Genomic DNA, 24,097 nt, shown 5'->3' with positions numbered 1-24,097 from the left:
TGAACTCCCGCATGCCCTTTGGGGTGTGTGCTGGTCGAGTTCAACTTCATAGTGTTTCGGTGGTCATAGCGTTAGGGAAACGCCCGGTTACATTCCGAACCCGGAAGCTAAGCCTTTCAGCGCCGATGGTACTGCAGGGGGGACCCTGTGGGAGAGTAGGACGCCGCCGAACAAATTGTGGGAAAAGCCCCGCACCCGATCGTAGGAATACGGTCGACGGTGCGGGGCTTTTTCGCGTTTGATGCTGTAAGTGCGCAGGCCGAGATCAAGACCTACAGCTGGTACTAGGTTCACCATGAGCTCGGATACAGGTTTCATGGCACCGTCCTGCCGGGGTGCCATAGCGTCGTGCCATGACGCTTCCAGCCGGCCTGAGACGCACGGTCCTGCGGGCGCAGCGGGACATCGGCTTTTTAGGCGCGGGTGTACCGCCGCACCTGGCGCTGGTGCCCGTGTGGTCCTGGGCGGCGACTACCGCCAGGACGGGGAACTGGCTCCTTACGGTTTGCCTGTCGGCCACCTTGGTCCTGCTCGGCACCCCGGTGGTGACGGCCGCTCAGCGGGCTCGCTACCGGGCGCTCATTGGCGTGGACGTCCCCCGGTTCACTCCCACCGCACCGGAAAAATGGACGTGGGCCTCGACCGCCCGGTGGCTCGCGGCGACGCGGCCTTGGCGCAAGATCGGCTACCACCTCCTCCTTGGCCCGCTGCTCGCGCTGCTGGAGCTGCTGGTGTTCGCGGTGGCGGCGGCGTCCCTGGCGGGCGTCGCCGCCTACGCCTGGGCATGGGCGCTGCCGTCCGGAATCCGCCAGGACTGGTTCGGCTACCTGACCCAGCTGCCGGTCTACACAGCGGCTGGGCTCCTCCTCCTGTGCAGCCTGCCCTGGACCGCGCGGGCAGTAGCCCGAGCCGAGACGCGGCTGGCGTTGGGCCTGCTCGGCCCCAGTCGGGCGCAGCGGCTACAGGAGAGGGTCGACCAGCTGGCCGTGAGCCGGATCGACTTGATCGAGGCCGTCGACGCGGAGCGCCGCCGGATCGAGCGCGACCTGCACGACGGCACCCAGCAGCGGTTGGTGTCTCTCGCGGTCAACCTGGGTCTGGCCATGGCCACCCGCCCGGACCTGGCGAATGATGCCCGCGACGTGATCGCGAGAGCGCACCTGGAGGCGAAGGAGGCGATCGCCGAGCTCAACGACCTGGTACGGGGGCTGCACCCGGCCGTGCTCGAAGACCGGGGTTTGGACGCGGCGCTGTCCGGACTGGCTGCCCGCACGCCCCTGCCGGTGCGGCTGCGTATCAATCTGGAGGGGCGGTTGGCGCCCAAAGTGGAGGCAGTCGCGTACTTCGTGATTTCTGAGGCGCTGACCAATGCGACGAAGCACGCCAACGCGATGCGTGCGGAGGTGGTAGTCCGCCAGGTCGGCGAGGTACTGCGCGTGCGCGTGACCGACGACGGGCTGGGCGGTGCCGACACCGCGGCCGGCACGGGGCTGACGGGGCTGGCCAAGCGGGTCGGCTCCCTCGACGGGGTCTTCCACGTCAGCAGCCCCGTTGGCGGGCCCACCACCATCACTGCGGAGCTGCCGTGCGCGCAGTGATCGCCGCGGATTCGGTGTTGTTGCGGGTCGGCCTCATCAAGGTGCTGGGGACGCAGGGGTTCCAGGACGCCGCAGAAGCTGGTGACGCGGGCACGCCCCTGGCCCCGTAGGTCGTCGCCCAGTCGCTCTCGCTGCGCTTCCCTAGCCTGACCTTCCCATCCGTGATCACGGTCTATGGCTGGAGTACTGAGGGGGTGCAGAGGGCCGCCCCCTGTCTTCTCAGGAGGCGCCCCGTTCGCCCCTTGCCCCACTCGATGGCATTTCTACAGGCGGCCCGCCGCCTTCAGTTCGAGATAGGCGTCCGCCAGGGCCGGGGCCAGCGCGTCCGGGGCGGCATCGACGACTGTGGCTCCGTGACGCATCAGCTTCTCCGCCGTGAGCCGGCGCTGTTGCTGGGTCTGCCCCGCCGCCGCTGACTCGTACACCGCGTCGATGTCGCCCCGGCCCTTGGTCATGTGCGCGATGCGAGGGTCGGCCACGGAGGCCACCAGCACCGTGTGGCGCTGGGTGAGCCGGGGGAGTACGGGCAACAGGCCCTCCTCCGTGGCGGCGGTGTCCAGGCCGGTCAGCAGGACGATAAGGGACCGGCGTGGGGCGTGCGTCAAAGCGGCCGCGCTGAGGCCGCGCGCGTCGGTTTCGACCAAGGAGGGTTCCAGCGGGGCCATCGCGTTGACCAGCGCAGGCAGGAGTTCGCCCGCGGCCCGGCCCTGGACCTGCGTACGTACCCGGCGGTCGTAGGCGAGGAGGTCGACGCGGTCGCCGGCTCGGGAGGCGAGGGCCGCGAGCAGCAGTGCCGCGTCCATCGCCGCGTCGAGCCGGGGCACGTCGCCGACGCGGCCTGCCGAGGTCCGGCCCGTGTCCAGGACGATGAGGACGTGGCGGTCGCGCTCGGGGCGCCAGGTGCGGACAGCCACGTTGCCTTGGCGGGCGGTGGCACGCCAGTCGATGGAGCGGGTGTCGTCGCCCGGTACGTACGCGCGGAGACTGTCGAATTCCGTGCCTTCGCCTCGGGTCAACACGCTGGTACGGCCGTCGAGTTCGCGGAGCCGGGCCAGCCGGGACGGCAGATGCTTGCGGCTGGTGAACGGCGGCAGCACCCGCACGGCCCACGGCACCTCGTGCCGGCCCTGGCGGGCGGCCAGGCCGAGCGGGCCGTACGAGCGGACGGTGACGCGGTCGGTGTGGCGGTCGCCGCGCCGGGTCGGCCGCAGCACCGTGGTGAGGCGGGTGCGTTCGCCGGCCGGGATCGTGACCTGGTGGCGGGAGGCCGCCTGTTCCGCGTCCGCCGGCCAGCTGCTGGGCGGCCACGCGTCCCTGAGCTGGGCTCGCAGGCGCCGGTTCGACGGGTTGGTGACGGTGAGGCCGACGTCGGCCCGGTCGCCGAGTCGAACGGATGTATCACCACTTCGAGTGAACTGAAGCTTTCGGACTGGCGCCGCGCAGGCGTAGTCGCACAGAATTGCGAGTGCAAGGGGAGCGTTGACCGCCAGCATCCCGGTCCAGCCCGGGGCGAAGACGCCCACCGGGATGGAACCGAGGGCGGCCAGGAGTGCGGAGCGTCCGGTGATGGCCATGGCGTCGCCTTCAGCGGGGCACGGGGACGTGGGCGAGTACCGAAGTGATGACGGAGTCGGCGGTGACACCCTCCATCTCGGCCTCGGGGCGGAGTTGGACGCGGTGGCGAAGAGTGGGGAGTGCCAGGGCTTTCACATCGTCCGGGATGACGTAGTCGCGGCCGGTGAGCCAGGCCCAGGCCCTCGCCGTGGAGAGCAGGGCGGTGGCGCCTCGGGGGGAGACCCCGAGGCTGAGCGAGGGGGATTCACGCGTGGCACGACAGATATCGACGACATAGCCGGTGATCTCCGGCGAGACCGAGGTCTTGGCGACGGCCGCGCGAGCTGCTTCGAGGTCGGCCGGGCCGGCCACGGGGCGCACGCCGGCCGCGTTCAGGTCGCGGGGGTTGAAGCCGTTCGCGTGCCGGGAGAGTACGTCTATCTCGTCCTGGCGTGAGGGCAGGGGCACGGTCAACTTCAGCAGGAACCGGTCCAGTTGGGCCTCGGGCAGGGGGTACGTGCCTTCGTACTCGACCGGGTTCTGCGTGGCGGCCACCAGGAACGGGTCGGGCAGGAGCCTGGGGGTTCCGTCGACCGTGACCTGACGTTCCTCCATCGCTTCGAGAAGGGACGACTGGGTCTTGGGCGGCGTCCGGTTGATCTCGTCCGCCAGCAGCAGATTGGTGAAGACCGGGCCGGGCTGGAAGGAGAACTCCGCCGTGCGGGCGTCATAGATCAGGGAGCCGGTGACGTCGCTCGGCATCAGGTCGGGGGTGAACTGGACGCGCTTGGTGTCGAGTTCGAGGGACGCCGCCAGGGCGCGCACCAAGAGAGTCTTGGCGACGCCGGGTACGCCTTCGAGCAGCACGTGGCCGCGGCAGAGGAGTGCTACGACGAGGCCCGTGACGGCGGAGTCCTGGCCGACCACGGCCTTGGAGATCTCGGCGCGCAGGGCTTCCAGGGAAGCGCGGGCGCTGTCCGGGTGCGCTGCGGTCTCCGGGGTGCGGTCGCTCATGAAGTGCGTACCTCTCTTTCGAGGGCGTCCAGGTCGTCCGCGAGGCGGACAAGTGCGGTGTCGTTGGCCGGTGTTGGGCCAAAGAGCAGGGAAAGGGGGTCGCGGCCGGCTGCGGGGAGCCGGGCGGATACGGCCGGCACCAGGACCTCGGGGGAGTGCGCCGCCGAAGCGGACACGCCGAGGAGCGGAGCCAGGCGGGCGCGGGTGCCCGAGCGCAATGTGTCGGCGGCGCGGTCGCGTGCGTTGGCCTTGCGGTAGAGACGGGCGCGTCCCTCGGTCGTCTCGGAGGCGCGGATGGCGACCGGTAGGTGCTCGGTGACGAGCGGGCCGAGGCGGCGGGCGCGCCAGAGGGCGGCGAGCACGGCGGCCAGGGCGAGTTGGAGGGTGCCCCAGCGCCATCCGGCCGGGATCAGATCGAAGAAGGAGCGTTGGCCGCCGTCGGTGGCCGATGTGTCACCCAGCGAGGGGAGGTACCAGACCACATGGGCGCGTGTGCCGAGCAGTTGAAGGGCGAGGGAGGCATTGCCCTCCTCGTCGAGGCGGTGGTTGAGGAGGATGTCGGGGGCGCCGAGCAGGACGGTGTCGCCCGGTCCGGGGGCCGGGACAGTCAAGAGCGTGGGCAGGCCGGCGGCCCGGTAGCAGCCGTCGGTGTGCGCGCCGGAGGACGCGTAGCGGATGCCGCCGGTGTCGGCGCGGCCCGCGCGGGTGGCGGCGTCGTCGGCGCAGCGGGGATCGCGCGGCTCGACCGGGACGGGGCTTTCGGCGCGTATGCCGGGCGCGAGGGTGCCCAAGGACGGCTCACCGGGGGCGATGAGGACGGTGCGCCCCCCGGAGCCGGCGGTGGCGGCGCGCAGTTGACGCTGCTGGCCCCCGGTCAGGAGGTCGGGGACGGTGATCAGGAGGGTGGTGTCGGGGCCGGCGGACGCGGTTGCCTCGTCGAGCGTGGTGACCACGCGCGTGGAGACCCCCTGTGCCTTCAGGAGCTCGGCCACGGCGCGACTGCCGTACTGGTCGGCGGAGCGCGGATCGAGGCTGCCGTGCTGGGCGTCGGAGTGCATCGCGGCCAGGGCGACAGCGCCCCCGACCAGGATGACCAGGGCGATGAGGAGGCCGCGGGCGCGGGTCCACACATGGCGGGGCGTGAGCGACGTGGACGTGGTGGCGGCCGTGGTGGCGGTCATCCGGCGACTCCCTGGGCCGCGTCGCTCAGCGCGGGCTTGGTGCGTTCGAGGTCGCGGTCGAGATCGCGCAGGCGCAGGTACGCCGCCTCGTCGGCGGTGCGGCCGCCGTATGTGACGTCGTCGAACGAGCGGGCGGCGGCGCGCAGCCGGTCCGCGTGGGCGGGCAGGGGGAGTCCTGCTTCGGCGGCGGCCTCGTCGGCGGTGCGGCCGGGGCGCGGGTCGAGCAGGGCGCGCTCCTCCAGGGAGCGGACGATGGCGCGCATCCGTTCCTGGACGGCCTCGGTCCAGCGGTGTGCGGCGGCGTGTGCCTCGGCCGTGGTGCGGTGTTCGGCGGCGCTGCGCGGGCGGTCGTCGAAGACGGCGCCGCTCGTGGTGAAGGCTCGCTGCGGTGTGCCGAGCCGCCACCACAGCGCGCCGATCAGCGCGAGGACGACGAGCACGATGACGACCAGGCCGAGCCAGCCGCCGGGGGTGCCCCCGGACGCGGCGTCGAAGAGCGAGCCGATCCAGTCCCAGAGCTTGTTGACGGCGCGCTGGAGCAGACTCGGGTCGTGCTGGTGGTATGCCGGGTCGGACAGTTCGCGCCGGGCCGCCTCACGGGCCGCGTCGCGCGGAATGTCCACCGGCGGTCCGCCGGATGCCGCGATGAGCGGCCGTGCCGTTATGAAGCCCCCCGCTTCTGACACTGCATCAGCTCCTGGGTGTTTCGTGGCCGGGAACGCCTGCGGCGCGGGCCAGTTCGAGGTCGAGCGCCTCGCGGCGGATGCGCTGGTCGATGTAGAGCAGCGCGGTGACGCCGCCGAAGAGGGGGTAGGTGATCGCCGACGCGATCACGCCCCCGATGCCGGAGATGATCAGGTAGGCCCATCCGAAGTCGGGGGCGGTGCCGTTGATGACGTCGCCGAAGGAGGTGCTGTCCACGGCCATCGCCAGCACGCCGAAGGGCAGCTCGATGATCATCGCGACGATCACCGTGAGGAGCAGCGCGAGCAGGGTGATGCCAAGGACGCGCCACCAGGAGTTACTGGTCAGCTTGGCGGACCGGCGCAGCGCCTGGACGATGCCCTGCCGCTCCAGCATCAGCGCCGGGCCGGCGAGGATGTAGCGGATGTACAGCCAGAGGGTGACCACGCACGCGGCGAGTCCGCCGAGCGCGGTGAGCGCGGCGCCGCCGCCCCCGCCAAGGAGCGCCCCGGGCAGGATGCCGACGGCGGAGATCGCGGTGAACAGGAGGGTCAACAGGCCCACCAGGCCGAACAGGCTGAGCAGGCGCGGGCGGGCCTCGGCCCAGAGGGCGCCCGGCGTCACGGAGCGGCCCAGGACGGAGCGGCTGACCACCAGGGCCAGGACGGCGGTCGTCAGCATGGTGGCGAGCTGACCGATGACCACCGATGGCATGAGCGCGAGGAGGCTGGACTGCATCGCGTCGAAGGCCTGGTTGATGGCCTCGGCGCCGGTGGCGTTCGGGTCGACCGTGGCGGGCGCCGGCAGGATGAAACGCGTGGTGAGGAGCTGGGCGGTCTGGGAGACCACCGCGACCGCCAGCGTCAGACCGACGACGGTGCGCCAATGGGCGCGTGCGGCGGAAACCGCGCCGTCGAGGATTTCGCCGACGCCCAGCGGGCGCAGCGGGATCACGCCCGGCTTGGCCGCGGGCGGGCGGCCGTAGTTGTGGTTCCAGTTGCCGCCGGGCGGCTGTCCCGGGATCCGGCCCCAGCCGCCGTGGCCGGTAGGCGGGCCATTCCAGCCCGGTGCGGGCGGGGGCGGGTTCTGGCCGGGACCCGGCGAGGACCACGGGGCGGCCGGCGGCTGGTCCTGGGACCACTTCGAGGAGGCGTGGGCCCGCTCGGACGGTTCGGGCGCCGGAGAGGTCCCGGAATTGTCGCCGTCGGAGGGGGCCGATCCGGGCGAGGCCCAGCCCGGAGAGTCATTCACGGTCGTCCACCTCGTGGATTGGTCACGGGACCGGCTGCGCGAGCCGGCTCCTTGGGGTTGGCTGCCATCGTGCCATGTGGATCCGGGCCATGGACCGGCCCCCGTATCTCGTTCGCACCTTCATTTGTCGGTGGCTCACGGGGCAGACTGGGCGGATGGCTGATCAGGACGTGCGAACGACCATGGGGTCCGCTCCCTCGGGAATACCTTCGCTGCGCTGGGACGAGCCGCCGGAGGGCCCGGTGCTGGTTCTGCTGGACCAGACCCGGCTGCCCGCCGAGGAGGTGGAACTGGTCTGTACGGATGTGCCGGCGCTCGTGCGGGCCATCCAGACACTGGCGGTGCGCGGAGCCCCGCTGCTCGGCCTCGCCGGGGCCTACGGGGTGGCGCTGGCCGCGGCGCGCGGGTACGACGTGGACGAGGCCGCGGCGCACCTCGCCGGGGCGCGGCCCACCGCGGTCAACCTCGAGTACGGGGTGCGGCTGGCGACCAGGGCGTACCGGGCAGCGGTGGAGAAGGGCGCGGAACCGGCGGAGGCGGGGGCGGCGGCGCTGGCCGCGGCCAAGGAGCTGCACCGGCTGGACGCCGAGGGCAGTGCGGCCATGGCCCGGCACGGGCTCGCGCTGCTCGACGAGCTGCTGCCGGGCGGCAGCCATCGCGTCCTCACGCACTGCAACACCGGGCGTCTGGTCTCCGGCGGTGAGGGCACCGCGTTCGCGGTCGCGCTGGCCGCGCACCGGGCGGGCCGTCTGCGGCGGCTGTGGGTCGACGAGACGCGGCCGCTGTTGCAGGGGGCGCGGCTGACGGCGTACGAGGCGGCCGGCAGCGGGATGGCGTACAGCCTGCTGAGTGACAACGCCGCCGGCTCGCTGTTCGCGGCCGGGGAGGTGGATGCTGTCCTCATCGGCGCCGATCGCATCGCCGCCGACGGCTCGGTGGCCAACAAGGTGGGAAGCTATCCCCTCGCCGTGCTGGCCAAATACCACCATGTGCCGTTCATCGTGGTCGCGCCGGTCACCACGGTGGATCTGAACACCCCCGACGGCGCATCCATCGAGGTCGAGCAGCGTCCCGGCCAGGAGGTGACAGAGTTCACTGCCCCGCAGATCCCAGGGGGCGGCTGGGGGTCCGGTTCCGGGCTCCCGGTGGCACCGCTGGGGACGCAGGCGTACAACCCCGCCTTCGATGTGACACCGCCGGAACTGGTCACGGCGATCGTCACAGAGGAGGGTGTCCTGTCCCCGGTGACAGGCGGCGGGCTGAGGGAGCTGTGTGCCAGGTCACGCCAGGTAACGATTAGCTAATGGGATGATGACGTTTATGAAGGGACGCGTCCTTGTCGTCGACGACGACACCGCACTGGCCGAGATGCTCGGCATTGTGTTGCGTGGAGAAGGTTTTGAGCCGTCGTTCGTAGCGGATGGCGACAAGGCACTGGCGGCATTCCGTGACGCCAAGCCCGACCTGGTGCTGCTCGATCTCATGCTGCCCGGACGGGACGGCATCGAGGTGTGCAGGCTGATCAGGGCCGAGTCGGGTGTGCCGATCGTCATGCTCACCGCCAAGAGCGACACCGTGGACGTGGTGGTCGGCCTGGAGTCCGGGGCCGACGACTACATCGTCAAGCCGTTCAAGCCCAAGGAACTGGTCGCCCGGATCCGGGCGAGGCTGCGCAGGTCTGAGGAGCCCGCGCCGGAGCAGCTCGCCATCGGCGATCTGGTGATCGACGTGGCCGGACACTCGGTGAAGCGGGACGGGCAGTCGATCGCGCTGACCCCGCTGGAGTTCGACCTGCTGGTCGCACTGGCTCGCAAGCCGTGGCAGGTGTTCACTCGTGAAGTACTCCTCGAACAGGTCTGGGGGTACCGCCACGCGGCGGACACCCGCCTGGTCAATGTGCATGTCCAGCGGCTGCGCTCGAAGGTCGAGAAGGACCCCGAGCGGCCGGAGATCGTGGTGACCGTCCGTGGCGTCGGTTACAAGGCAGGACCGAGCTGAGATGACCCAAGTGGCTGGGCGCAAGACGTCCTGGGGCGGCCGGTTGCTCCAGGACGGAGCGCCCGGCGGTCCGGTGCTGCGGCTCGTCGTGCGCTGGCTGCGGCGCCCGCTGCTGCCCGCCGCGCGGCTGTGGCGGCGCAACATCCAGCTCCGCGTGGTCGCGACCACGCTGCTGATGTCGCTCGGCGTGGTGCTGCTGCTCGGCTTCGTGGTCATCGGCGCGGTGCGCAACGGCCTTCTTGAGACCAAGGAGAAGGCCGCCGAGAGCCAGTCCGCCGGAGGATTCGCGGTGGCGAAGGACAAGGCGGGCACGCCCGTCTCGTCCGGCGCCGACGACTCCGCCCCGGGCGGGCGCGGCTCCGGTTCATCGGTGAGCTGGCGCAACGATCTGGTCACCCAGCTCGCCAGCAGTGGCCAGGGCGCGTTCTACGTCGTCGCCCTCGGCTCGGCGTCCTCCGACTCGGCGTCCAGCAACCGGGGGCCGCGCGCCTCCGGGTTCGTCGATCCCCGGGCGAGCGTGCCGCAGGCCCTGCGGGACGATGTCGACGGGGGCACCGGCGCGTTCAAGACGTACACCTCGATCAAGTTCACCGACGGCCAGGAGGCCGAGCCCGGGCTCGTGGTGGGGACCCGGCTCAAGGACGTCGACGGGCAGTCCTATCAGCTGTACTACCTCTTCCCGCTGGTGCAGGAGGAGAAGTCGCTCACCCTGGTCAAGACGACCCTGGCGACCGCCGGGCTGTTCGTCGTCGTCCTGCTCGGGGCGATCGCCTGGCTCGTGGTGCGCCAGGTGGTGACGCCGGTGCGGATGGCGGCGGGGGTGGCCGAACGGCTGTCCACCGGCGTCCTCAGAGAGCGCATGAAGGTCACGGGCGAGGACGACATCGCCCGCCTCGGCGAGGCCTTCAACAAGATGGCGCAGAACCTCCAGCTCAAGATCAACCAGCTGGAGGAGCTGTCGCGGATGCAGCGCCGGTTCGTGTCCGACGTCTCCCACGAGCTGCGCACCCCGTTGACGACCGTACGGATGGCGGCCGACGTCATCCATGAGGCCCGGGCCGACTTCGACCCGGTCACGGCGCGCTCGGCGGAGCTGCTGGCGGGGCAGCTCGACCGGTTCGAGTCGCTGCTCGCCGACCTCCTGGAGATCAGCCGGTTCGACGCGGGCGCGGCGGCCCTCGAGGCCGAGCCGATAGACCTGCGGGAAGTCGTACGCCGGGTGATCGAGGGCGCCGAGCCGCTGGCCCAGTGCAAGGGCACCCGGATACGCGTGTCCGGCGACGAGCAGCCCGTGGTGGCCGAGGCCGATGCCCGCCGCGTCGAGCGGGTGCTGCGCAACCTGGTGGTCAACGCCGTGGAGCACGGCGAGGGCAGGGACGTCGTGGTGCGCCTCGCGGCGGCCTCGGGCGCCGTCGCGGTGGCGGTGCGGGACTACGGTGTGGGGCTCAAGCCCGGCGAGGCGACCCGCGTGTTCAACCGCTTCTGGCGGGCCGACCCGGCCCGCGCCCGCACCACCGGCGGTACCGGCCTCGGCCTGTCGATCGCCGTCGAGGACGCGCGGCTGCACGGCGGCTGGCTCCAGGCCTGGGGCGAGCCGGGCGGAGGCTCCCAGTTCCGTCTGACGCTGCCGCGTACCGCCGATGAGCCGCTGCGCGGATCGCCCATACCGCTGGAGCCTGAGGACTCACGGGCCGCCCGTGAGCGCGCCAAGGCCGAGGCGGCGGCCGGTCAGGCACAGGGCAACCGGCTCTCCACCGTCCCGACGCCGCGCGTGGACCGTTCGACGCTGCCCGTGCCGCCCACGGCCCCTGCGCGCCCGCGCACCTCGGGTCCGGCCGCGAGCCCTGCGGGGCTGCCAGGAGGCGGCGGGGGCCGGGTGGTGACGCGGCTGGGTGACGCCGAGCAGGGCGCGCGGGCGGGCACCGAGCGCGGCGAGGGCATGGCGGGCCCCGAACGGTTCGCCGAAGCGACTGACCAGGAGGGATCGGCCCGTGGGCGCTGACCGGGGGAGGGCCCGCGGCAAGCTGCTGGGGCCAGTGGTGGCGCTGGGCTGCGGCTCGCTGCTCGTGTCGGGCTGCGCGTCCATGCCGAGCAGCGGTGACGTGCACTCGGTCTCGGCGTCCCAGCGGGCCGACTCGCAGGTGCAGGTCTACGCGGTGCCGCCACGGCCCGGGGCCGAGCCCAATGAGATCGTCGCGGGCTTCCTCGAGGCGATGACCAGCGATGATCCGCAGTTCGCGATGGCTCGTCAGTATCTGACCACGAAGGCCGCCAAGGACTGGCGGGCCGACCAGGTCACCGTCCTGGCCGACGGCCCCGACCCGCAGGCCAACCGCTCCAGCGACCGGGGCGCGGACTCCAGCGGCTTCACCTTCACCGTCTCCGGCAAGCGTGTCGCCCTCGTCGACAAGCAGCGCGCCTACCAGCCGGCCAAGCCGCAGGAGACGTACACCCAGACCATCCACCTGGTCCGCCAGAGCGGCCCGGACGGGTCTGGCCGGGAGTGGCGCATCGACGCGCTGCCGCAGGGACTGCTGCTCGGGCAGTCGGACTTCCAGCGGATCTACCGTTCCGTCAACAAGTACTACTTCGCTGCGGGCCAGGACCGTCTGGTCGCCGACCCGGTGTACGTGCGCCAGCGCACCGATCCCGAGACGCAGATGAACCTCATCACGCAGACGGTGCAGTCGGTCCTCGACGGCCCCACCAGTTGGCTGGAACCGGTCGTCACATCGAAGTTTCCCTCGGGCACGTCGCTGAAGAGCGACACCAAGTCGCTCGCCCTTGACGACCGCAACGCGCTGAAGGTTCCCCTGAATGAGCGCGCGTCCAACGCCGGTGAAGCGGTGTGCAAGCGGATGGCGGCCCAACTCCTGTTCACCGTGCGGGATCTGACGACCACTCGGGTCGGCTCCGTGGAGCTCGACCGTGCCAATGGATCCCAGTTGTGCGTACTCAGCGGCGACCAGGCCGAGACGTACGCGCCCGACCGCATGTCGACAAGTCCCGGACAGTACTTCGTGGACGCCGGGGGCCATGTGGAGCGCATGCGCGCCGACAGCGGTAGCGGCGGCTCGGGCAGTGGCGTGGACGGCTCCGACGACACGGACTCCACGGCGGTCACGGAGCCGGTGCAGGGCCCGTTCGGCAAGGGCGAGCAACAGGTGCGTACGGTCGCCGTCTCGCGGGACGAGAAGCGCGCGGCCGGGGTGTCGGCGGACGGCAAGTCGCTGTTCGTGGCTCCGCTCGCGGCCGGCGGCGAACTGGTGCGGACGTCGGTGACCAGCGCCGACAAGGACGTCAACGGGGGCCTGTCGGCGCCGAGTTGGGACGGGAGAGGCGATTTGTGGGTGGCCGACCGTGACCCGGCGAGGCCTCGTCTGCTGCGCCTTGTGCAGGGCTCGGGCTCACCGGAGACGGTGGACGTCGCCGGTCTCGGCGGCGCGCGAGTGCAGCAGGTGCGGATGTCGGCGGACGGGGTGCGGGCCGCGCTGCTGGTGTCCGACGGCGGCCGTACGACGCTGCGGATCGGCCGGGTCGAGCGGACCGCACAGGGCGGCAAGAACGTGATCTCGGTGGTCGAACTACGGCCTGCCGCCCCGCAGATGGAGGACGTGACGGCGGTGTCCTGGGCCGGACGCAGCCGCCTGGTGGTGGTCGGCAAGGAGGCCGGCGGGGTCTCGCAGCAGCTGCGTTACGTGCAGACCGACGGTTCCACCTCGGCGGCCGGCACCCTGCCCAGCGTCAACAAGGTCACGGATGTCGCCGCCACCGACGACGACCGGATGCCGTTGGTGGCCCACTCGCAGGAGGACGGCATCGTCCGGCTGCCGCCGGGTGCGAACTGGAAGACGGCGGTGAAGAAGGGCTCGGCGCCGGCCTACCCGGGCTAGTCGGTCCGGGGACGCGACGCCCAGCGCCCCCGGCACCCGCCTGCTCCGCCTGACGGTCCCCCCGGTTGTCCACAGGGGTGGCCGGGGCGCGGCGGTGTGGGCACAGTGGACTCATGCGGGGGTGGTGGCGGGAGTTCTCCGGCCTGGTGCTGCCGGCTTCCTGCGGCGGCTGCGGCAGGCAGCGTACGGCGCTGTGCGGGCGGTGCCGGGCGGCGCTGCTGGACGGGCCGGCGCGGCGGGTGCGTCCGGCGCCCGAGCCGGCCGGGCTGCCCGAGGTGTACGCGGCGGCGCGGTACGAGGACGCGGTGCGCGCGGTGCTGCTCGGTCACAAGGAGCGCGGCGCCCTCGGTCTGGCCGGGGTGCTCGGGCGGGCGCTGGCGGGCGCGGTGCGGGCGGCCGCCGGCCCCTGCGCGCGGGGGCAGTTGGTGCTGGTCCCCGTGCCGTCGTCGCGCCGCGCGGTACGGGCCCGGGGCCATGACGCGACCCGCAGGATGGCGCTGGCCGCCGCCGGAGAGCTGCGCAGGACGGGGACGGACGCCCGGGTGGCGCCGGTCCTGCGCCAGGGCCGCGCGGTGGCCGACCAGGCGGGGCTGAGCGCGCCGCAGAGGCTCGCGAATCTGGCGGGCGCCCTGAGGGTGGCGGGCGGCGGGGCGCGGCTCCTGGAGGGCGGCAGCGTGGTCCTGGTGGACGATCTGATGACCACGGGCGCGTCCCTGGTGGAGGCCGCGCGGGCGGTTGCCGCAGGGCGGGTACGGGAACCCGGTATGGGTTACCGCGGAGAAGGCGAAGAAGATGGATGCCTCAGGCAGAGAATTCCGGGAATTTCACCGCCCGGATCCGCGCATCATCGGCGAAGAAGCGGGGATGCGCAGTGGCATGCGGGTCCTCGGCGGGTCCTGGCCGCGGTTGTCGCGGCCACTCCGGAATCGTTCGCGATAAACCGGAACTGACCGAGAACTTGCATCGTTGCAGGTAGTGAGAGAGCGGAAACACCTGACTGGAGGTACGTTCCAGTAGCGGGTGCCGACATCGCGTCGGGCGAGCTATGTTCGGTGGTGAGGAATGGCGAAAGCCCGTTCACTTAATGCACGGCTGAGCTCCGGCGCGTTTTCACTTACCACCCGACGAGGTGGGGTGGGGATCTTCTCGACGGGGGAGGAGGAGGTGATACGTCACCGAGTCCGAGGCTCCGGCACTATCACCGGGGTCTGGTGCAAAAGGGAGCAACTCCGCGTTGAGGCGGAGTGATCCGGGAACGGAGTTCTGCGTGGACATCGTCGTCAAGGGCCGCAAGACCGAGGTGCCCGAGCGGTTCCGCAAGCACGTGGCCGAGAAGCTGAAGCTGGAGAAGATCCAGAAGCTCGACGGCAAGGTAATCAGCCTGGACGTCGAGGTGTCCAAGGAGCACAACCCGCGGCAGGCGGACCGCTCGGACCGGGTGGAGATCACCCTCCACTCGCGAGGCCCGGTGATCCGGGCCGAAGCGGCGGCAGCGGACCCGTACGCGGCGCTCGACCTGGCGACCGGCAAGCTGGAGGCGCGGCTGCGCAAGCAGCACGACAAGCGTTACACCCGCCGCGGCAACGGGCGGCTCTCGGCCGCCGAGGTCGTCGACGCCGTTCCGGGCGTGGCGCAGCTGGACGGAAACGGCGAGCTCGTGGCCACCGCGGATGAGGACCGCGTCCCCACCACCAGGATCGGCTCGCTCGAAGTGCAGGGCGAAGGACCGCTGGTGGTGCGCGAGAAGACACACACCGCGGCTCCCGTGACGCTTGACCAGGCGCTCTACGAGATGGAGCTGGTCGGGCACGACTTCTATCTGTTCGTCGACTCCGAGACCAAGCAGCCCAGTGTCGTCTATCGGCGGCACGCGTACGACTACGGCGTCATCCGCCTGGAGACCGACCCGCTCGCCGGCGAGGACGCGAGTGGCGCGGGCGGCGCTCTGGGCGGCTGATCCCGCCGGGAAGGACCACGGGTGAACGCGCCGGCCGACGCGCTGAACAACGGCGGACGGCGTGCCGTATCCACGGATGATGGTGCCCCTGGAGCGTCTGTGCGCCCCCAGGGGCACCACCGTGCGACCACGGAATCGCCTTTCTGAGGGCCGGGCATGAAATCATGGCGTCGCACGCCAACCCCGCCTCCCCGGAGCGTGGTTGGTGCAGCACACCAACTCGGGCCACGGCCTTCAGGGGGAGGAACGATGGCGGACAGCTTCGGGCCGGTGCACCACGGTTCCCACGCGGACAGCCCGAGCGGTGGGGACGGCTGCGACAGCGGCATGGGCGGCTCGCGCGAGGAGCCCATCCGCGTCCTGGTCGTGGACGACCACGCCCTCTTCCGCCGGGGCCTTGAGATCGTGCTGGCCGCCGAGGAGGACATCCAGGTCGTCGGCGAGGCCGGGGACGGCGCGGAGGCGGTGGACAAGGCGGCCGATCTGCTGCCCGACATCGTCCTGATGGACGTGCGCATGCCCCGGCGCGGCGGCATCGAGGCCTGCACCTCCATCAAGGAGGTGGCCCCCAGCGCGAAGATCATCATGCTGACGATCAGCGACGAGGAGGCCGACCTCTATGACGCGATCAAGGCCGGCGCGACCGGCTATCTCCTGAAGGAGATCTCCACCGACGAGGTGGCGACCGCGATCCGGGCGGTGGCCGACGGCCAGTCGCAGATCAGCCCGTCGATGGCCTCCAAGCTGCTCACCGAGTTCAAGTCGATGATCCAGCGCACCGACGAGCGCCGCCTGGTGCCCGCGCCCCGGCTCACCGACCGGGAACTCGAAGTGCTCAAGCTCGTAGCGACCGGGATGAACAACCGTGACATCGCCAAGCAGCTGTTCATCTCCGAGAACACCGTGAAGAACCATGTGCGCAACATCCTGGAGAAGCTGCAACTGCACTCCAGGATGGAGGCGGTGGTCTACGCGATGCGCGAGAAGATCCTCGAAATCAGATGACCGGCGCCGAAGCCGTGGCCCTCACGTGAGCGCCGCGGTGAGCGCCGCCGTCTCCTGAGGCGTCCCGGCCCGCTCGATCCGTACGGCGTCGCAGTCCACCCACTGGGCCGCCTCCCGCAGCGCCTCGGCCATGGGCCCGACGGCTTTGGGCGACTCCAGGGAGACCTGCTTGGCGACCAGGGTGCGGCCCTCGCGTGCCGGATCGACCCGGCCGATCAGCTTGCCGCCGGACAGCAGCGGCATCGCGAAGTACCCGTGGATCCGGCGGGGTTTGGGGACGTAGGCCTCCAGGCGGTGGGTGAAGCCGAAGATCCGCTCGGCCCGGGCCCGCTCCCACACCAGCGAGTCGAACGGCGAGAGCAGCGTGGTGCGGTGACGGCCGCGCGGCACGGAGGCCAGCGCCTGAGGATCGGCCCACGCGGGCTTGGACCAGCCCCGCACGGTCACCGGGACCAGGCCGGAATCGGCGACCACCGCGTCGAACTGTTCACCCTTGAGGCGGTGGTAGTCCGCGATGTCCGTGCGCGTGCCGACGCCGAGGGACTGGCCCGCGAGCCGCACCAGCCGGCGCAGGCATTCGGTGTCGTCCAGATCGTCGTGCAGCAGCGCGTCCGGAATCGCGCGCTCGGCCAGGTCGTAGACCCGCTTCCAGCCGCGCCGCTCGGTGCAGACCACCTCGCCGTACATCAGGGCGCGCTCGACGGCGATCTTGGTGGCCGACCAGTCCCACCACTCGCCCTTGTTCTTGGCACCGCCCAGGTCCGTCGCGGTGAGCGGGCCCTCGGCGCGCAGCTGCTTGATCACCTGCTCGTAGGTGCTCTGCGGCAAGTCGTGGTTCCAGTGCGGGCGCGCGCGGTAGGCGCGGCGGCGGAAGGCGAAGTGCGGCCACTCCTCGATGGGCAGGACGCAGGCCGCGTGCGACCAGTACTCAAAGGCGTGGCCGCCGCTCCAGTACGCCTCTTCGACGGCCTTGCGGCCCACCGCGCCGAGGCGGGCGTAGGCGACGAGCTCGTGCGAGCGGGCGAGCACGGAGATGGTGTCGAGCTGGACCGCGCCGAGGTGGCGCAGCACTGCGCGCACTCCGCCCCTGCGGTCGGGCGCGCCCAGGAAACCCTGCGCGCGCAGGGCGATCCGGCGGGCCTCGTCGGCGGACAGTTCGACGGCGGGGAGCGGCAGGCTGGTCATGCTCCGCACGATAGTGGCCGCCACTGACAGCGCCCCAGGGGTGGGCGGGTGCGCGTGGGCGGGGGCGGGCCCGGGCCCACGTCCACGGGCAACGGCCGTCGCCGCGCGGGCAGATGACGCTCAGGCCCGCGCGGGCAGATGCGGCAGCGTGGAGGGCAGGCCGAGATCGGAGGGGAGCAGGGAGCCGACCCAGGCATCGCGCCGGGTGCCCTTGTTGACCGTGCCCGCGCGCAGGACGCCCTCGATGGTGAACCCGGCCCGCTCGGCGACGGCTCGCGAGGCGGTGTTGCCGACCTCGGCCCGCCACTCGAGACGGTCGACCCCGATCTGGGTGAACGCCCAGCGGGCGAGCAGCAGCACGGCCTCCGTCACATAGCCGTGGCCCCGGTGGCCGGCCGCCGCCCAGAAGCCGATCTCGGCTCCGCCCCGGCCGCGCGCCATGACGCCCATCACGCCGAGCAGCGGACCGCCGCCCCTGGGGAAGATCGCGAAACAGTACTCGGTGCCGTCCCGCCAGGCCTGCGGAGCGATCTTCCCGGCGAAGGTTTCGGCGTCGGAGCGCGCATAAGGGGAGGGGATGGTCGTCCAGCGCTGGATCGCCGGGTCCTGGGCGGCTTCGTAAACCGCGTTGATGTCCTGGGGGCCGAGCGGACGCAGAAGCAGGCGCTCGCTGGTCAGCGTGGTGGGTTCCATCGCCCGATTCTCCGGGGGTCCCGGCGGGCACGGCCACCCCTTTTCCCCCTCAGCCCGGCACCTTCGGACAGTCCTGTCCGTTGTCGTAACAGCAGACCTCCCGGCGCGGCCGGGTCCTCGCATACGATGACCGTTGCTGTATCCACACCCATAGCCACTCGACCGCGCCAGGCCCGACCGGCAAGGAGACCAACCCCCGTGTCCGTCCTCTCAAAGATCATGCGTGCAGGCGAAGGCAAGATCCTGCGCAAGCTGCACCGCATCGCGGACCAGGTCAACTCCATCGAAGAGGACTTCGTCAACCTCTCCGACGCCGAGCTGCGAGCCCTCACCGACGAGTACAAGGAGCGGTACGCGAACGGCGAGAGCCTGGACGACCTGCTCCCCGAAGCTTTCGCGACCGTGCGTGAGGCGGCCAAGCGCGTCCTCGGCCAGCGTCACTACGACGTCCAGATGATGGGTGGCGCCGCCCTGCACCTCGGCTACGTCGCGGAGATGAAGACCGGTGAGGGCAAGACCCTCGTCGGCACGCTGCCGGCCTACCTCAACGCGCTGTCCGGCAAGGGCGTCCACCTGATCACGGTCAACGACTACCTGGCCGAGCGCGACTCCGAAATGATGGGCCGGGTGCACAAGTTCCTCGGTCTCGAGGTCGGCTGCATCCTCGCCAACATGTCGCCCGCCGAGCGCCGTGCCCAGTACAACTGCGACATCACGTACGGCACGAACAACGAGTTCGGCTTCGACTACCTGCGCGACAACATGGCGTGGTCCCAGGACGAGCTCGTCCAGCGCGGCCACAACTTCGCGATCGTCGACGAGGTCGACTCGATTCTGGTGGACGAGGCGCGTACGCCGCTGATCATCTCCGGCCCCGCCGACCAGGCCACCAAGTGGTACGGCGACTTCGCCAAGCTGGTGACGCGCCTGACCAAGGGCGAGCCGGGCAACCCGCTCAAGGGCATCGAGGAGACCGGCGACTACGAGGTCGACGAGAAGAAGCGCACGGTCGCCATCCACGAGCCGGGCGTCGCCAAGGTCGAGGACTGGCTGGGCATCGACAACCTCTACGAGTCGGTCAACACCCCGCTCGTCGGATACCTGAACAACGCCATCAAGGCGAAGGAACTGTTCAAGAAGGACAAGGACTACGTCGTCATCGACGGCGAAGTCATGATCGTCGACGAGCACACCGGCCGTATCCTCGCCGGCCGCCGCTACAACGAGGGCATGCACCAGGCCATCGAGGCGAAGGAAGGGGTGGACATCAAGGACGAGAACCAGACGCTCGCCACGATCACCCTCCAGAACTTCTTCCGCCTCTACTCCAAGCTGTCGGGCATGACCGGTACGGCGATGACCGAGGCCGCCGAGTTCCACCAGATCTACAAGCTGGGCGTCGTGCCGATCCCGACGAACCGGCCCATGGTCCGCAAGGACCAGTCGGACCTGATCTACCGCACCGAGGTCGCCAAGTTCGACGCGGTCGTCGACGACATCGCCGAGAAGCACGAGAAGGGCCAGCCGATCCTGGTCGGCACCACCTCGGTCGAGAAGTCGGAGTACCTGTCGCAGCAGCTCTCCAAGCGCGGCATCCAGCACGAAGTGCTCAACGCCAAGCAGCACGACCGGGAGGCGACCATCGTCGCCCAGGCCGGCCGCAAGGGCGCCGTCACCGTCGCCACCAACATGGCCGGACGAGGCACCGACATCAAGCTCGGCGGCAACCCCGACGACCTGGCCGAGGCGGAGCTGCGCCAGGCGGGCCTCGACCCGGTCGAGCACGTCGAGGAGTGGGCTGCCGCGCTGCCCGCCGCCCTGGAGAAGGCCGAGCAGGCCGTCAAGGCCGAGTTCGAAGAGGTCAAGGAGCTCGGCGGCCTGTATGTGCTCGGCACCGAGCGCCACGAGTCGCGCCGTATCGACAACCAGCTGCGCGGCCGCTCCGGCCGTCAGGGCGACCCCGGCGAGTCCCGCTTCTACCTGTCGCTCGGGGACGACCTGATGCGCCTGTTCAAGGCCCAGATGGTCGAGCGCGTCATGGCGATGGCCAACGTGCCGGACGACGTGCCGATCGAGAACAAGATGGTCACGCGCGCGATCGCCTCGGCTCAGTCGCAGGTCGAGCAGCAGAATTTCGAGACCCGCAAGAACGTCCTGAAGTACGACGAGGTGCTGAACCGCCAGCGCGAGGTCATCTACGGCGAGCGCCGCCGCGTCCTTGAGGGCGAGGACCTGCACGAGCAGGTCAGGCACTTCATGGACGACACGATCGACGCCTACATTCAGGCCGAGACCGTCGAGGGCTTCGCCGAGGAGTGGGACCTGGACCGGCTGTGGGGCGCCTTCAAGCAGCTCTACCCGGTGAAGGTCACCGTGGAGGAGCTGGAGGACGCGGCGGGAGACCGCGCGGGCATCACCGCCGAGTTCATCGCCGAGTCCGTCAAGGACGACATCCACGAGCAGTACGCCGCCCGCGAGGAGCAGCTGGGCTCCGACATCATGCGCGAGCTGGAGCGCCGCGTGGTCCTGTCGGTGCTCGACCGCAAGTGGCGTGAGCACCTGTACGAGATGGACTACCTCCAGGAGGGCATCGGCCTGCGGGCCATGGCGCAGAAGGACCCGCTGGTGGAGTACCAGCGCGAGGGCTTCGACATGTTCAACGCCATGATGGAGGGCATCAAGGAGGAGTCGGTCGGCTACCTGTTCAACCTGGAGGTCCAGGTCGAGCAGCAGGTCGAGGAGGTCCCGGTCGTGGACGCCGCGCCCGCCGACGCGCCCTCGCTCACCAAGGAGGACACCATCCCGGCCGCGCGTCCGGAGATCCGGGCCAAGGGCCTGGACGCCCCGCAGCGCCCGGACCGGCTGCACTTCTCGGCGCCGACGGTGGACGGCGAGGGCGGCATCGTCGAGGGCGACTTCGACAACGGTGACGACGAGCCGGCCCGCTCGGAGTCCGACGGCATGACCCGCGCGGAGCGCCGCAAGGCGCAGAAGACGGCGGGTGGTCGCCGCCGCAAGAAGTAAGCGGTCGGCACACCGGCGAGGGCCCGGCACCGGGCTGGGACACGAACGTCCCGGACGGCGCGGGGCCCTTTGCCGTGCCGGGCTCTTAGCCGTGGCGTGCCCTCCGCTGTGCCGGGCCCCTCCGCTGTGCCGGGCCCCTCCGCTGTGCCGGGCCCCTCCGCTGTGCCGGGCCCCTCCGCCGTGCCGGGCGCTTCGCAGCGCCGGGCTCCGCCATGCCGGGCCCTTTGCCGTGCCGGGCCCCTCCGCTGTGCCGGGCTCCCCGCCGTGGCGGGCCCTTCGTGCCGGGCCCTTCGCTGTTCCGGGGCGGCGGAAGGGCGCCGGGCTCGCCACGGTCGCCCGCCCGCTGCCTGGCCACGCCGCCGGCCTGGCCCGCACCCGTCATCCCCGCACCCGCTCACCGCCGAGTTCGACCGCCGCGCAGCGCCAGCGCAGGTCCGCTCCCCGCTCCAGGCGGAAGGCCATGGCGCGCACCTGCTCGCCGGCCGCGATGCAGGCGGCCACCTCGACGATGCCCCGGGCCGGCGGGGCCGCGCGGCAGGACCGTACGACGGGGCGGGCGCCCCGGGTGCGGAAGGGCGTGCCCGGGGCGAGCCGCACCAGTTGCTCGTACGCCTCTCCGACGGTCAGGCCCAGCATCCAGTGCACCGGGCGTTCGCCGCTGAGCACGGCGAGCAGCTTGTGCGCGAACAGTTCATGCGGAGTGAGCCGCCGTGGCCCGCGGGTTCCGGTGCTCCCGGGCCCACGCTGATCGCCGCGCCCCGCCGGTCCTGTCGTGGTCCTGCTCATGGCTGCCGCCTCCTTCGATACCAGTGAGTAACGTGTGTTGGGGACCTTGTACGGGGGCGGCGGGAGGGCCCGCAAGGACCGCGCCGGGGGAGCCGAGGGGGCGCGGCCCTTCACCTATCCGAGTGAGCGCGGGGCACGTCTTCCCAGGTGGCGGCGGTGCTGACCGGCTTCGCGGGGAAGGGACACCGGGCGGACACCGGCAGCTCGAAGGGGGACTCCCGCGCGTATCCTGAAGCCGTCTCCCGACCCGATGAGACGACGAGAAGAGAGCGGTCCCTCATGCGCGTGTACGTACCCCTGACCATCTCCGGTCTCGCGACGGCGCACCGTGCCGGAGAGCTCGGCCCCGGGCCGCTCACCGCCTACGCCGTCACGCCCGGCCTGCGCGAGTGGTACGTGTCCGACGACATCGAGGAACTGGAGTACGCGGCGCTCAACCGGGCGGCCGCCGCCTCGCTGCGGCTGCTCGCCGGGGAGCCCGGCACGCCAAGACGCCGGGTCGTGATCGCCGCCGATGTGCCCGACAACGCTGCGACCGCCGACCCGGACCGGGCGCTGGACGCGAGCTCGGTCGGCGAAGTGCGGATCGAGACCTCGGTGGCGCTGGCGAGGGCGGCCGCCGTCCACGTGGACGCCGAGGACGCGGTGGCCGATGTGACGGCTGCGGCCGACGCGCTCGGCGCCGCCGACCACGGCGACGACGACGCCCAGTTCACGCTGGACGGCGCCGAGGACCACGAGCTGCTGTGGTTCGGGGTGCAGGAGATCCCCAACCTGATCGCCTGACCTGCGCGTACGCCCGCCGCCCGGGCGTCGCGGGCCGACGTCACGGCCTGCGCCGTGCTCGATTGTCAGTGGGGGTGGGTACTTTTTTGTCATGGGGTTCGTCATGGGGAACGGCACGCAGAAGACGGGAAAGCGCCCGGCGCATCTCGTCTGGGACTGGAACGGCACGCTGCTCGACGACATCGCCGCGGTCATTGAGGCGACCAACGCCGCGTTCGCGCAGCTCGGCATGGCGCCGATCACGCTGGAGCGCTACCGCGACCTGTACTGCGTGCCGATCCCGGTGTTCTACCAGCGGCTGATGGGCCGGCTGCCCACGGACGCGGAGTGGCTGGTCATGGACGCGGCCTTCCACGAGCAGTACTGGGCCAGGGCGGATGCCTGCGGGCTCACCGAGGGCGCCGCCGAGCTCCTTGCCGCGCGCCAAAGGGCGGGGCGCGGCCAGTCGCTGCTGTCCATGGCGCCGCACGAGCACCTGGTGCCGATCGTGCGCCGGCACGGCATCACCGAGCACTTCCTGCGGGTCGACGGGCGCACGGGACCCTCGCACGGCAGCAAGGCCGAGCACATGGTGCGCCATCTGACCGCGCTGCGGGCGGCCGACCCGGAGATATCGGGCGAGCGGATCGTGGTGATCGGGGACGCGGTGGACGACGCGGTGGCGGCGGCCGCCGTGGGGGCGCGGGCGGTGCTGTTCACCGGCGGCTCCCACAGCCGGGTCAGCCTCACGGTCGCGGGCGTCCCAGTCGTCGACACCCTCGCGGAGGCGGTGGCCGTCGCGGAAGAACTGGTCGGCTGAGCTCGGGAGCGACGTCTTAGCAGACCGGCGACGTCTGGGGCGGCGCCCTGGCTGGGCGGGACGGGAGGGACGGGCCGGGCGGTACAGCCGGGGCAGACCGGGGCTGGGGCAGACCGGGCCGCACGGGCGGACCCGACCGGAAGACCGGGCCGAAGTAGACCGGGGCTGGGGCAGGCCGGGCCGTATGGGCGGACCGGACCGGACCGGAAGACCGGGCCGAAGTAGACCGGGGCTGGGGCAGGCCGGGCCGGGCAGCCGAACCGTACGGCCGAACCGGGCGGCCGAACCGGGCGGGGCCGGACCGGGTCGGAGAAGACCGGGCCAGGGCAGACCCGGGCGGGAGGAGACCGAGCCGAGCAGACTCGGGCCAGGGCAGACCGGACCCGAGAGGACCGGGTGAGGGCAGACCCGGGCCGGGAAGAGACAGGGTCGGGGCAGGCCGGGCCGGGGGAGACCGGGCGGGATCGGGCCGGACGAGGCCGGGGGCCCCTCAGCGGCTGGTTCACGTCGTTGCTCGCGCCTCGGCGACGGGCCATGGAGACGGCCGTCGCCGGGTGCGCTGTCCAGAGTGTCCAACTCTGAGGCCCGCTTTTGTACACAAGAGGCTCATGACGATCCGGGGCCCAGGAGCGATAGCCTAGTCCCGTGATCAGCGCGATATGTCGCGGAGGCACTGATGCCTCTGCCCT

At 71.4% G+C, this 24,097-nt stretch carries 19 protein-coding genes, 1 rRNA gene and 1 pseudogene; 13 read left to right on the top strand and 8 right to left on the bottom strand.

Annotation, left to right across the window (positions count from 1 at the left end; translation table 11 throughout):
* Window positions 1-55: 55 nt before the first annotated feature.
* From rrf to ABR738_RS16375, 3 genes and pseudogenes are all read left to right on the top strand, one after another.
* Window positions 56-172: ribosomal RNA gene (rrf, locus tag ABR738_RS16385) — 5S ribosomal RNA — on the top strand.
* Between the two features lie 181 nt (window positions 173-353).
* Entirely contained in the window at window positions 354-1,598 is a 1,245-nt protein-coding gene (locus ABR738_RS16380; RefSeq protein ID WP_350230716.1) for a sensor histidine kinase, read from the top strand.
* Window positions 1,586-1,687: pseudogene (locus ABR738_RS16375) on the top strand (DNA-binding response regulator); the annotation flags it as partial. The gene ABR738_RS16380 and the pseudogene ABR738_RS16375, both read left to right, overlap by 13 nt.
* 174 nt (window positions 1,688-1,861) lie before the next feature.
* On the opposite strand, the gene ABR738_RS16370 reads toward ABR738_RS16375, so the two are convergent.
* Genes ABR738_RS16370 through ABR738_RS16350 form a run of 5 tightly spaced genes read right to left on the bottom strand, consistent with a single transcriptional unit; the run spans window position 1,862 to window position 7,282 of the window.
* Window positions 1,862-3,172: a DUF58 domain-containing protein gene (locus ABR738_RS16370; RefSeq protein ID WP_350230714.1), complete on the bottom strand. Its 1,311-nt coding sequence runs from the start codon at window positions 3,170-3,172 to the stop codon at window positions 1,862-1,864.
* Between the two features lie 10 nt (window positions 3,173-3,182).
* On the bottom strand, window positions 3,183-4,166 hold the full coding sequence (locus tag ABR738_RS16365) for an AAA family ATPase (protein WP_350230713.1): 984 nt from the start codon (window positions 4,164-4,166) through the stop codon (window positions 3,183-3,185).
* On the bottom strand, window positions 4,163-5,347 hold the full coding sequence (locus ABR738_RS16360) for a DUF4350 domain-containing protein (protein WP_350230712.1): 1,185 nt from the start codon (window positions 5,345-5,347) through the stop codon (window positions 4,163-4,165). Before ABR738_RS16360 ends, ABR738_RS16365 begins: the two co-directional genes overlap by 4 nt.
* Window positions 5,344-6,033: a DUF4129 domain-containing protein gene (locus ABR738_RS16355; RefSeq protein WP_350230711.1), complete on the bottom strand. Its 690-nt coding sequence runs from the start codon at window positions 6,031-6,033 to the stop codon at window positions 5,344-5,346. Before ABR738_RS16355 ends, ABR738_RS16360 begins: the two co-directional genes overlap by 4 nt.
* 4 nt (window positions 6,034-6,037) lie before the next feature.
* Window positions 6,038-7,282, bottom strand: a complete 1,245-nt coding sequence (locus tag ABR738_RS16350) for a glycerophosphoryl diester phosphodiesterase membrane domain-containing protein (RefSeq protein ID WP_350230710.1) — start codon at window positions 7,280-7,282, stop codon at window positions 6,038-6,040.
* 155 nt (window positions 7,283-7,437) lie between these two features.
* Between ABR738_RS16350 and mtnA the strand changes: the two genes are divergently transcribed.
* From mtnA to ABR738_RS16315, 7 genes are all read left to right on the top strand, one after another.
* Window positions 7,438-8,586 (top strand): S-methyl-5-thioribose-1-phosphate isomerase, encoded by a 1,149-nt coding sequence (mtnA, locus tag ABR738_RS16345; protein WP_350230709.1) that lies wholly within the window; start codon window positions 7,438-7,440, stop codon window positions 8,584-8,586.
* Between the two features lie 4 nt (window positions 8,587-8,590).
* The gene (mtrA, locus tag ABR738_RS16340; protein WP_189389435.1) at window positions 8,591-9,280 is read left to right on the top strand and encodes a two-component system response regulator MtrA; all 690 of its coding nucleotides are present in this window, start codon (window positions 8,591-8,593) and stop codon (window positions 9,278-9,280) included.
* Window position 9,281: 1 nt separating this feature from the next.
* Window positions 9,282-11,282: an MtrAB system histidine kinase MtrB gene (gene mtrB / locus ABR738_RS16335; RefSeq protein ID WP_350230708.1), complete on the top strand. Its 2,001-nt coding sequence runs from the start codon at window positions 9,282-9,284 to the stop codon at window positions 11,280-11,282.
* Window positions 11,272-13,173, top strand: a complete 1,902-nt coding sequence (locus ABR738_RS16330) for an LpqB family beta-propeller domain-containing protein (RefSeq protein WP_502964094.1) — start codon at window positions 11,272-11,274, stop codon at window positions 13,171-13,173. The genes mtrB and ABR738_RS16330 overlap by 11 nt, the downstream gene beginning before the upstream one ends.
* 113 nt (window positions 13,174-13,286) lie before the next feature.
* Window positions 13,287-14,123, top strand: coding sequence for a ComF family protein (locus tag ABR738_RS16325; RefSeq protein WP_350230707.1), 837 nt, complete (start codon window positions 13,287-13,289; stop codon window positions 14,121-14,123).
* A gap of 317 nt (window positions 14,124-14,440) precedes the next feature.
* Window positions 14,441-15,130 (top strand): ribosome hibernation-promoting factor, HPF/YfiA family, encoded by a 690-nt coding sequence (hpf, locus tag ABR738_RS16320; RefSeq protein WP_350230706.1) that lies wholly within the window; start codon window positions 14,441-14,443, stop codon window positions 15,128-15,130.
* A gap of 249 nt (window positions 15,131-15,379) precedes the next feature.
* On the top strand, window positions 15,380-16,135 hold the full coding sequence (locus ABR738_RS16315; protein WP_350230705.1) for a response regulator: 756 nt from the start codon (window positions 15,380-15,382) through the stop codon (window positions 16,133-16,135).
* A 21-nt stretch (window positions 16,136-16,156) separates the two neighbouring features.
* Here the strand turns inward: ABR738_RS16315 and ABR738_RS16310 are convergent, their stop codons facing one another.
* Both ABR738_RS16310 and ABR738_RS16305 read right to left on the bottom strand, forming a co-directional pair.
* Window positions 16,157-17,320 carry a winged helix-turn-helix domain-containing protein gene (locus tag ABR738_RS16310; protein WP_350230704.1) on the bottom strand — a complete coding sequence of 388 codons (1,164 nt, stop codon included), beginning with the start codon at window positions 17,318-17,320 and terminating at the stop codon, window positions 16,157-16,159.
* A 120-nt stretch (window positions 17,321-17,440) separates the two neighbouring features.
* A complete protein-coding gene (locus tag ABR738_RS16305) occupies window positions 17,441-18,013 on the bottom strand; it encodes a GNAT family N-acetyltransferase (protein WP_350230703.1) in 573 nt (190 codons plus the stop codon).
* A gap of 198 nt (window positions 18,014-18,211) precedes the next feature.
* Here ABR738_RS16305 and secA point away from each other — a divergent pair, with 198 nt between their 5' ends.
* Window positions 18,212-21,037 carry a preprotein translocase subunit SecA gene (secA, locus tag ABR738_RS16300; protein WP_350230702.1) on the top strand — a complete coding sequence of 942 codons (2,826 nt, stop codon included), beginning with the start codon at window positions 18,212-18,214 and terminating at the stop codon, window positions 21,035-21,037.
* 378 nt (window positions 21,038-21,415) lie between these two features.
* Here secA and ABR738_RS16295 read toward each other — a convergent pair whose 3' ends face one another.
* The gene (locus ABR738_RS16295; protein ID WP_350230701.1) at window positions 21,416-21,823 is read right to left on the bottom strand and encodes an Rv3235 family protein; all 408 of its coding nucleotides are present in this window, start codon (window positions 21,821-21,823) and stop codon (window positions 21,416-21,418) included.
* A gap of 279 nt (window positions 21,824-22,102) precedes the next feature.
* Here ABR738_RS16295 and ABR738_RS16290 point away from each other — a divergent pair, with 279 nt between their 5' ends.
* Entirely contained in the window at window positions 22,103-22,609 is a 507-nt protein-coding gene (locus ABR738_RS16290) for a DUF6912 family protein (protein WP_350230700.1), read from the top strand.
* Between the two features lie 91 nt (window positions 22,610-22,700).
* Window positions 22,701-23,408, top strand: a complete 708-nt coding sequence (locus ABR738_RS16285) for an HAD family hydrolase (RefSeq protein ID WP_350230699.1) — start codon at window positions 22,701-22,703, stop codon at window positions 23,406-23,408.
* Window positions 23,409-24,097 lie beyond the last annotated feature (689 nt).

It is taken from the genome of Streptomyces sp. Edi4, assembly GCF_040253615.1.
Classification (GTDB): domain Bacteria; phylum Actinomycetota; class Actinomycetes; order Streptomycetales; family Streptomycetaceae; genus Streptomyces.
This window is presented reverse-complemented; position numbering and strand designations above follow the sequence as displayed.

Coding starts and splice junctions, on each gene's coding strand:
- ABR738_RS16290 (WP_350230700.1), top strand. CDS start 22,103: ATGCGCGTGTACGTACCCCTGACCATCTCCGGTCTCGCGACGGCGCAC.
- ABR738_RS16370 (WP_350230714.1), bottom strand. CDS start 3,172: ATGGCCATCACCGGACGCTCCGCACTCCTGGCCGCCCTCGGTTCCATC.
- ABR738_RS16305 (WP_350230703.1), bottom strand. CDS start 18,013: ATGGAACCCACCACGCTGACCAGCGAGCGCCTGCTTCTGCGTCCGCTC.
- mtrA (WP_189389435.1), top strand. CDS start 8,591: ATGATGACGTTTATGAAGGGACGCGTCCTTGTCGTCGACGACGACACC.
- ABR738_RS16285 (WP_350230699.1), top strand. CDS start 22,701: ATGGGGTTCGTCATGGGGAACGGCACGCAGAAGACGGGAAAGCGCCCG.
- ABR738_RS16295 (WP_350230701.1), bottom strand. CDS start 21,823: ATGAGCAGGACCACGACAGGACCGGCGGGGCGCGGCGATCAGCGTGGG.
- ABR738_RS16380 (WP_350230716.1), top strand. CDS start 354: ATGACGCTTCCAGCCGGCCTGAGACGCACGGTCCTGCGGGCGCAGCGG.
- ABR738_RS16365 (WP_350230713.1), bottom strand. CDS start 4,166: ATGAGCGACCGCACCCCGGAGACCGCAGCGCACCCGGACAGCGCCCGC.
- ABR738_RS16310 (WP_350230704.1), bottom strand. CDS start 17,320: ATGACCAGCCTGCCGCTCCCCGCCGTCGAACTGTCCGCCGACGAGGCC.
- ABR738_RS16315 (WP_350230705.1), top strand. CDS start 15,380: ATGGCGGACAGCTTCGGGCCGGTGCACCACGGTTCCCACGCGGACAGC.
- mtnA (WP_350230709.1), top strand. CDS start 7,438: ATGGCTGATCAGGACGTGCGAACGACCATGGGGTCCGCTCCCTCGGGA.
- ABR738_RS16325 (WP_350230707.1), top strand. CDS start 13,287: ATGCGGGGGTGGTGGCGGGAGTTCTCCGGCCTGGTGCTGCCGGCTTCC.
- mtrB (WP_350230708.1), top strand. CDS start 9,282: ATGACCCAAGTGGCTGGGCGCAAGACGTCCTGGGGCGGCCGGTTGCTC.
- ABR738_RS16360 (WP_350230712.1), bottom strand. CDS start 5,347: ATGACCGCCACCACGGCCGCCACCACGTCCACGTCGCTCACGCCCCGC.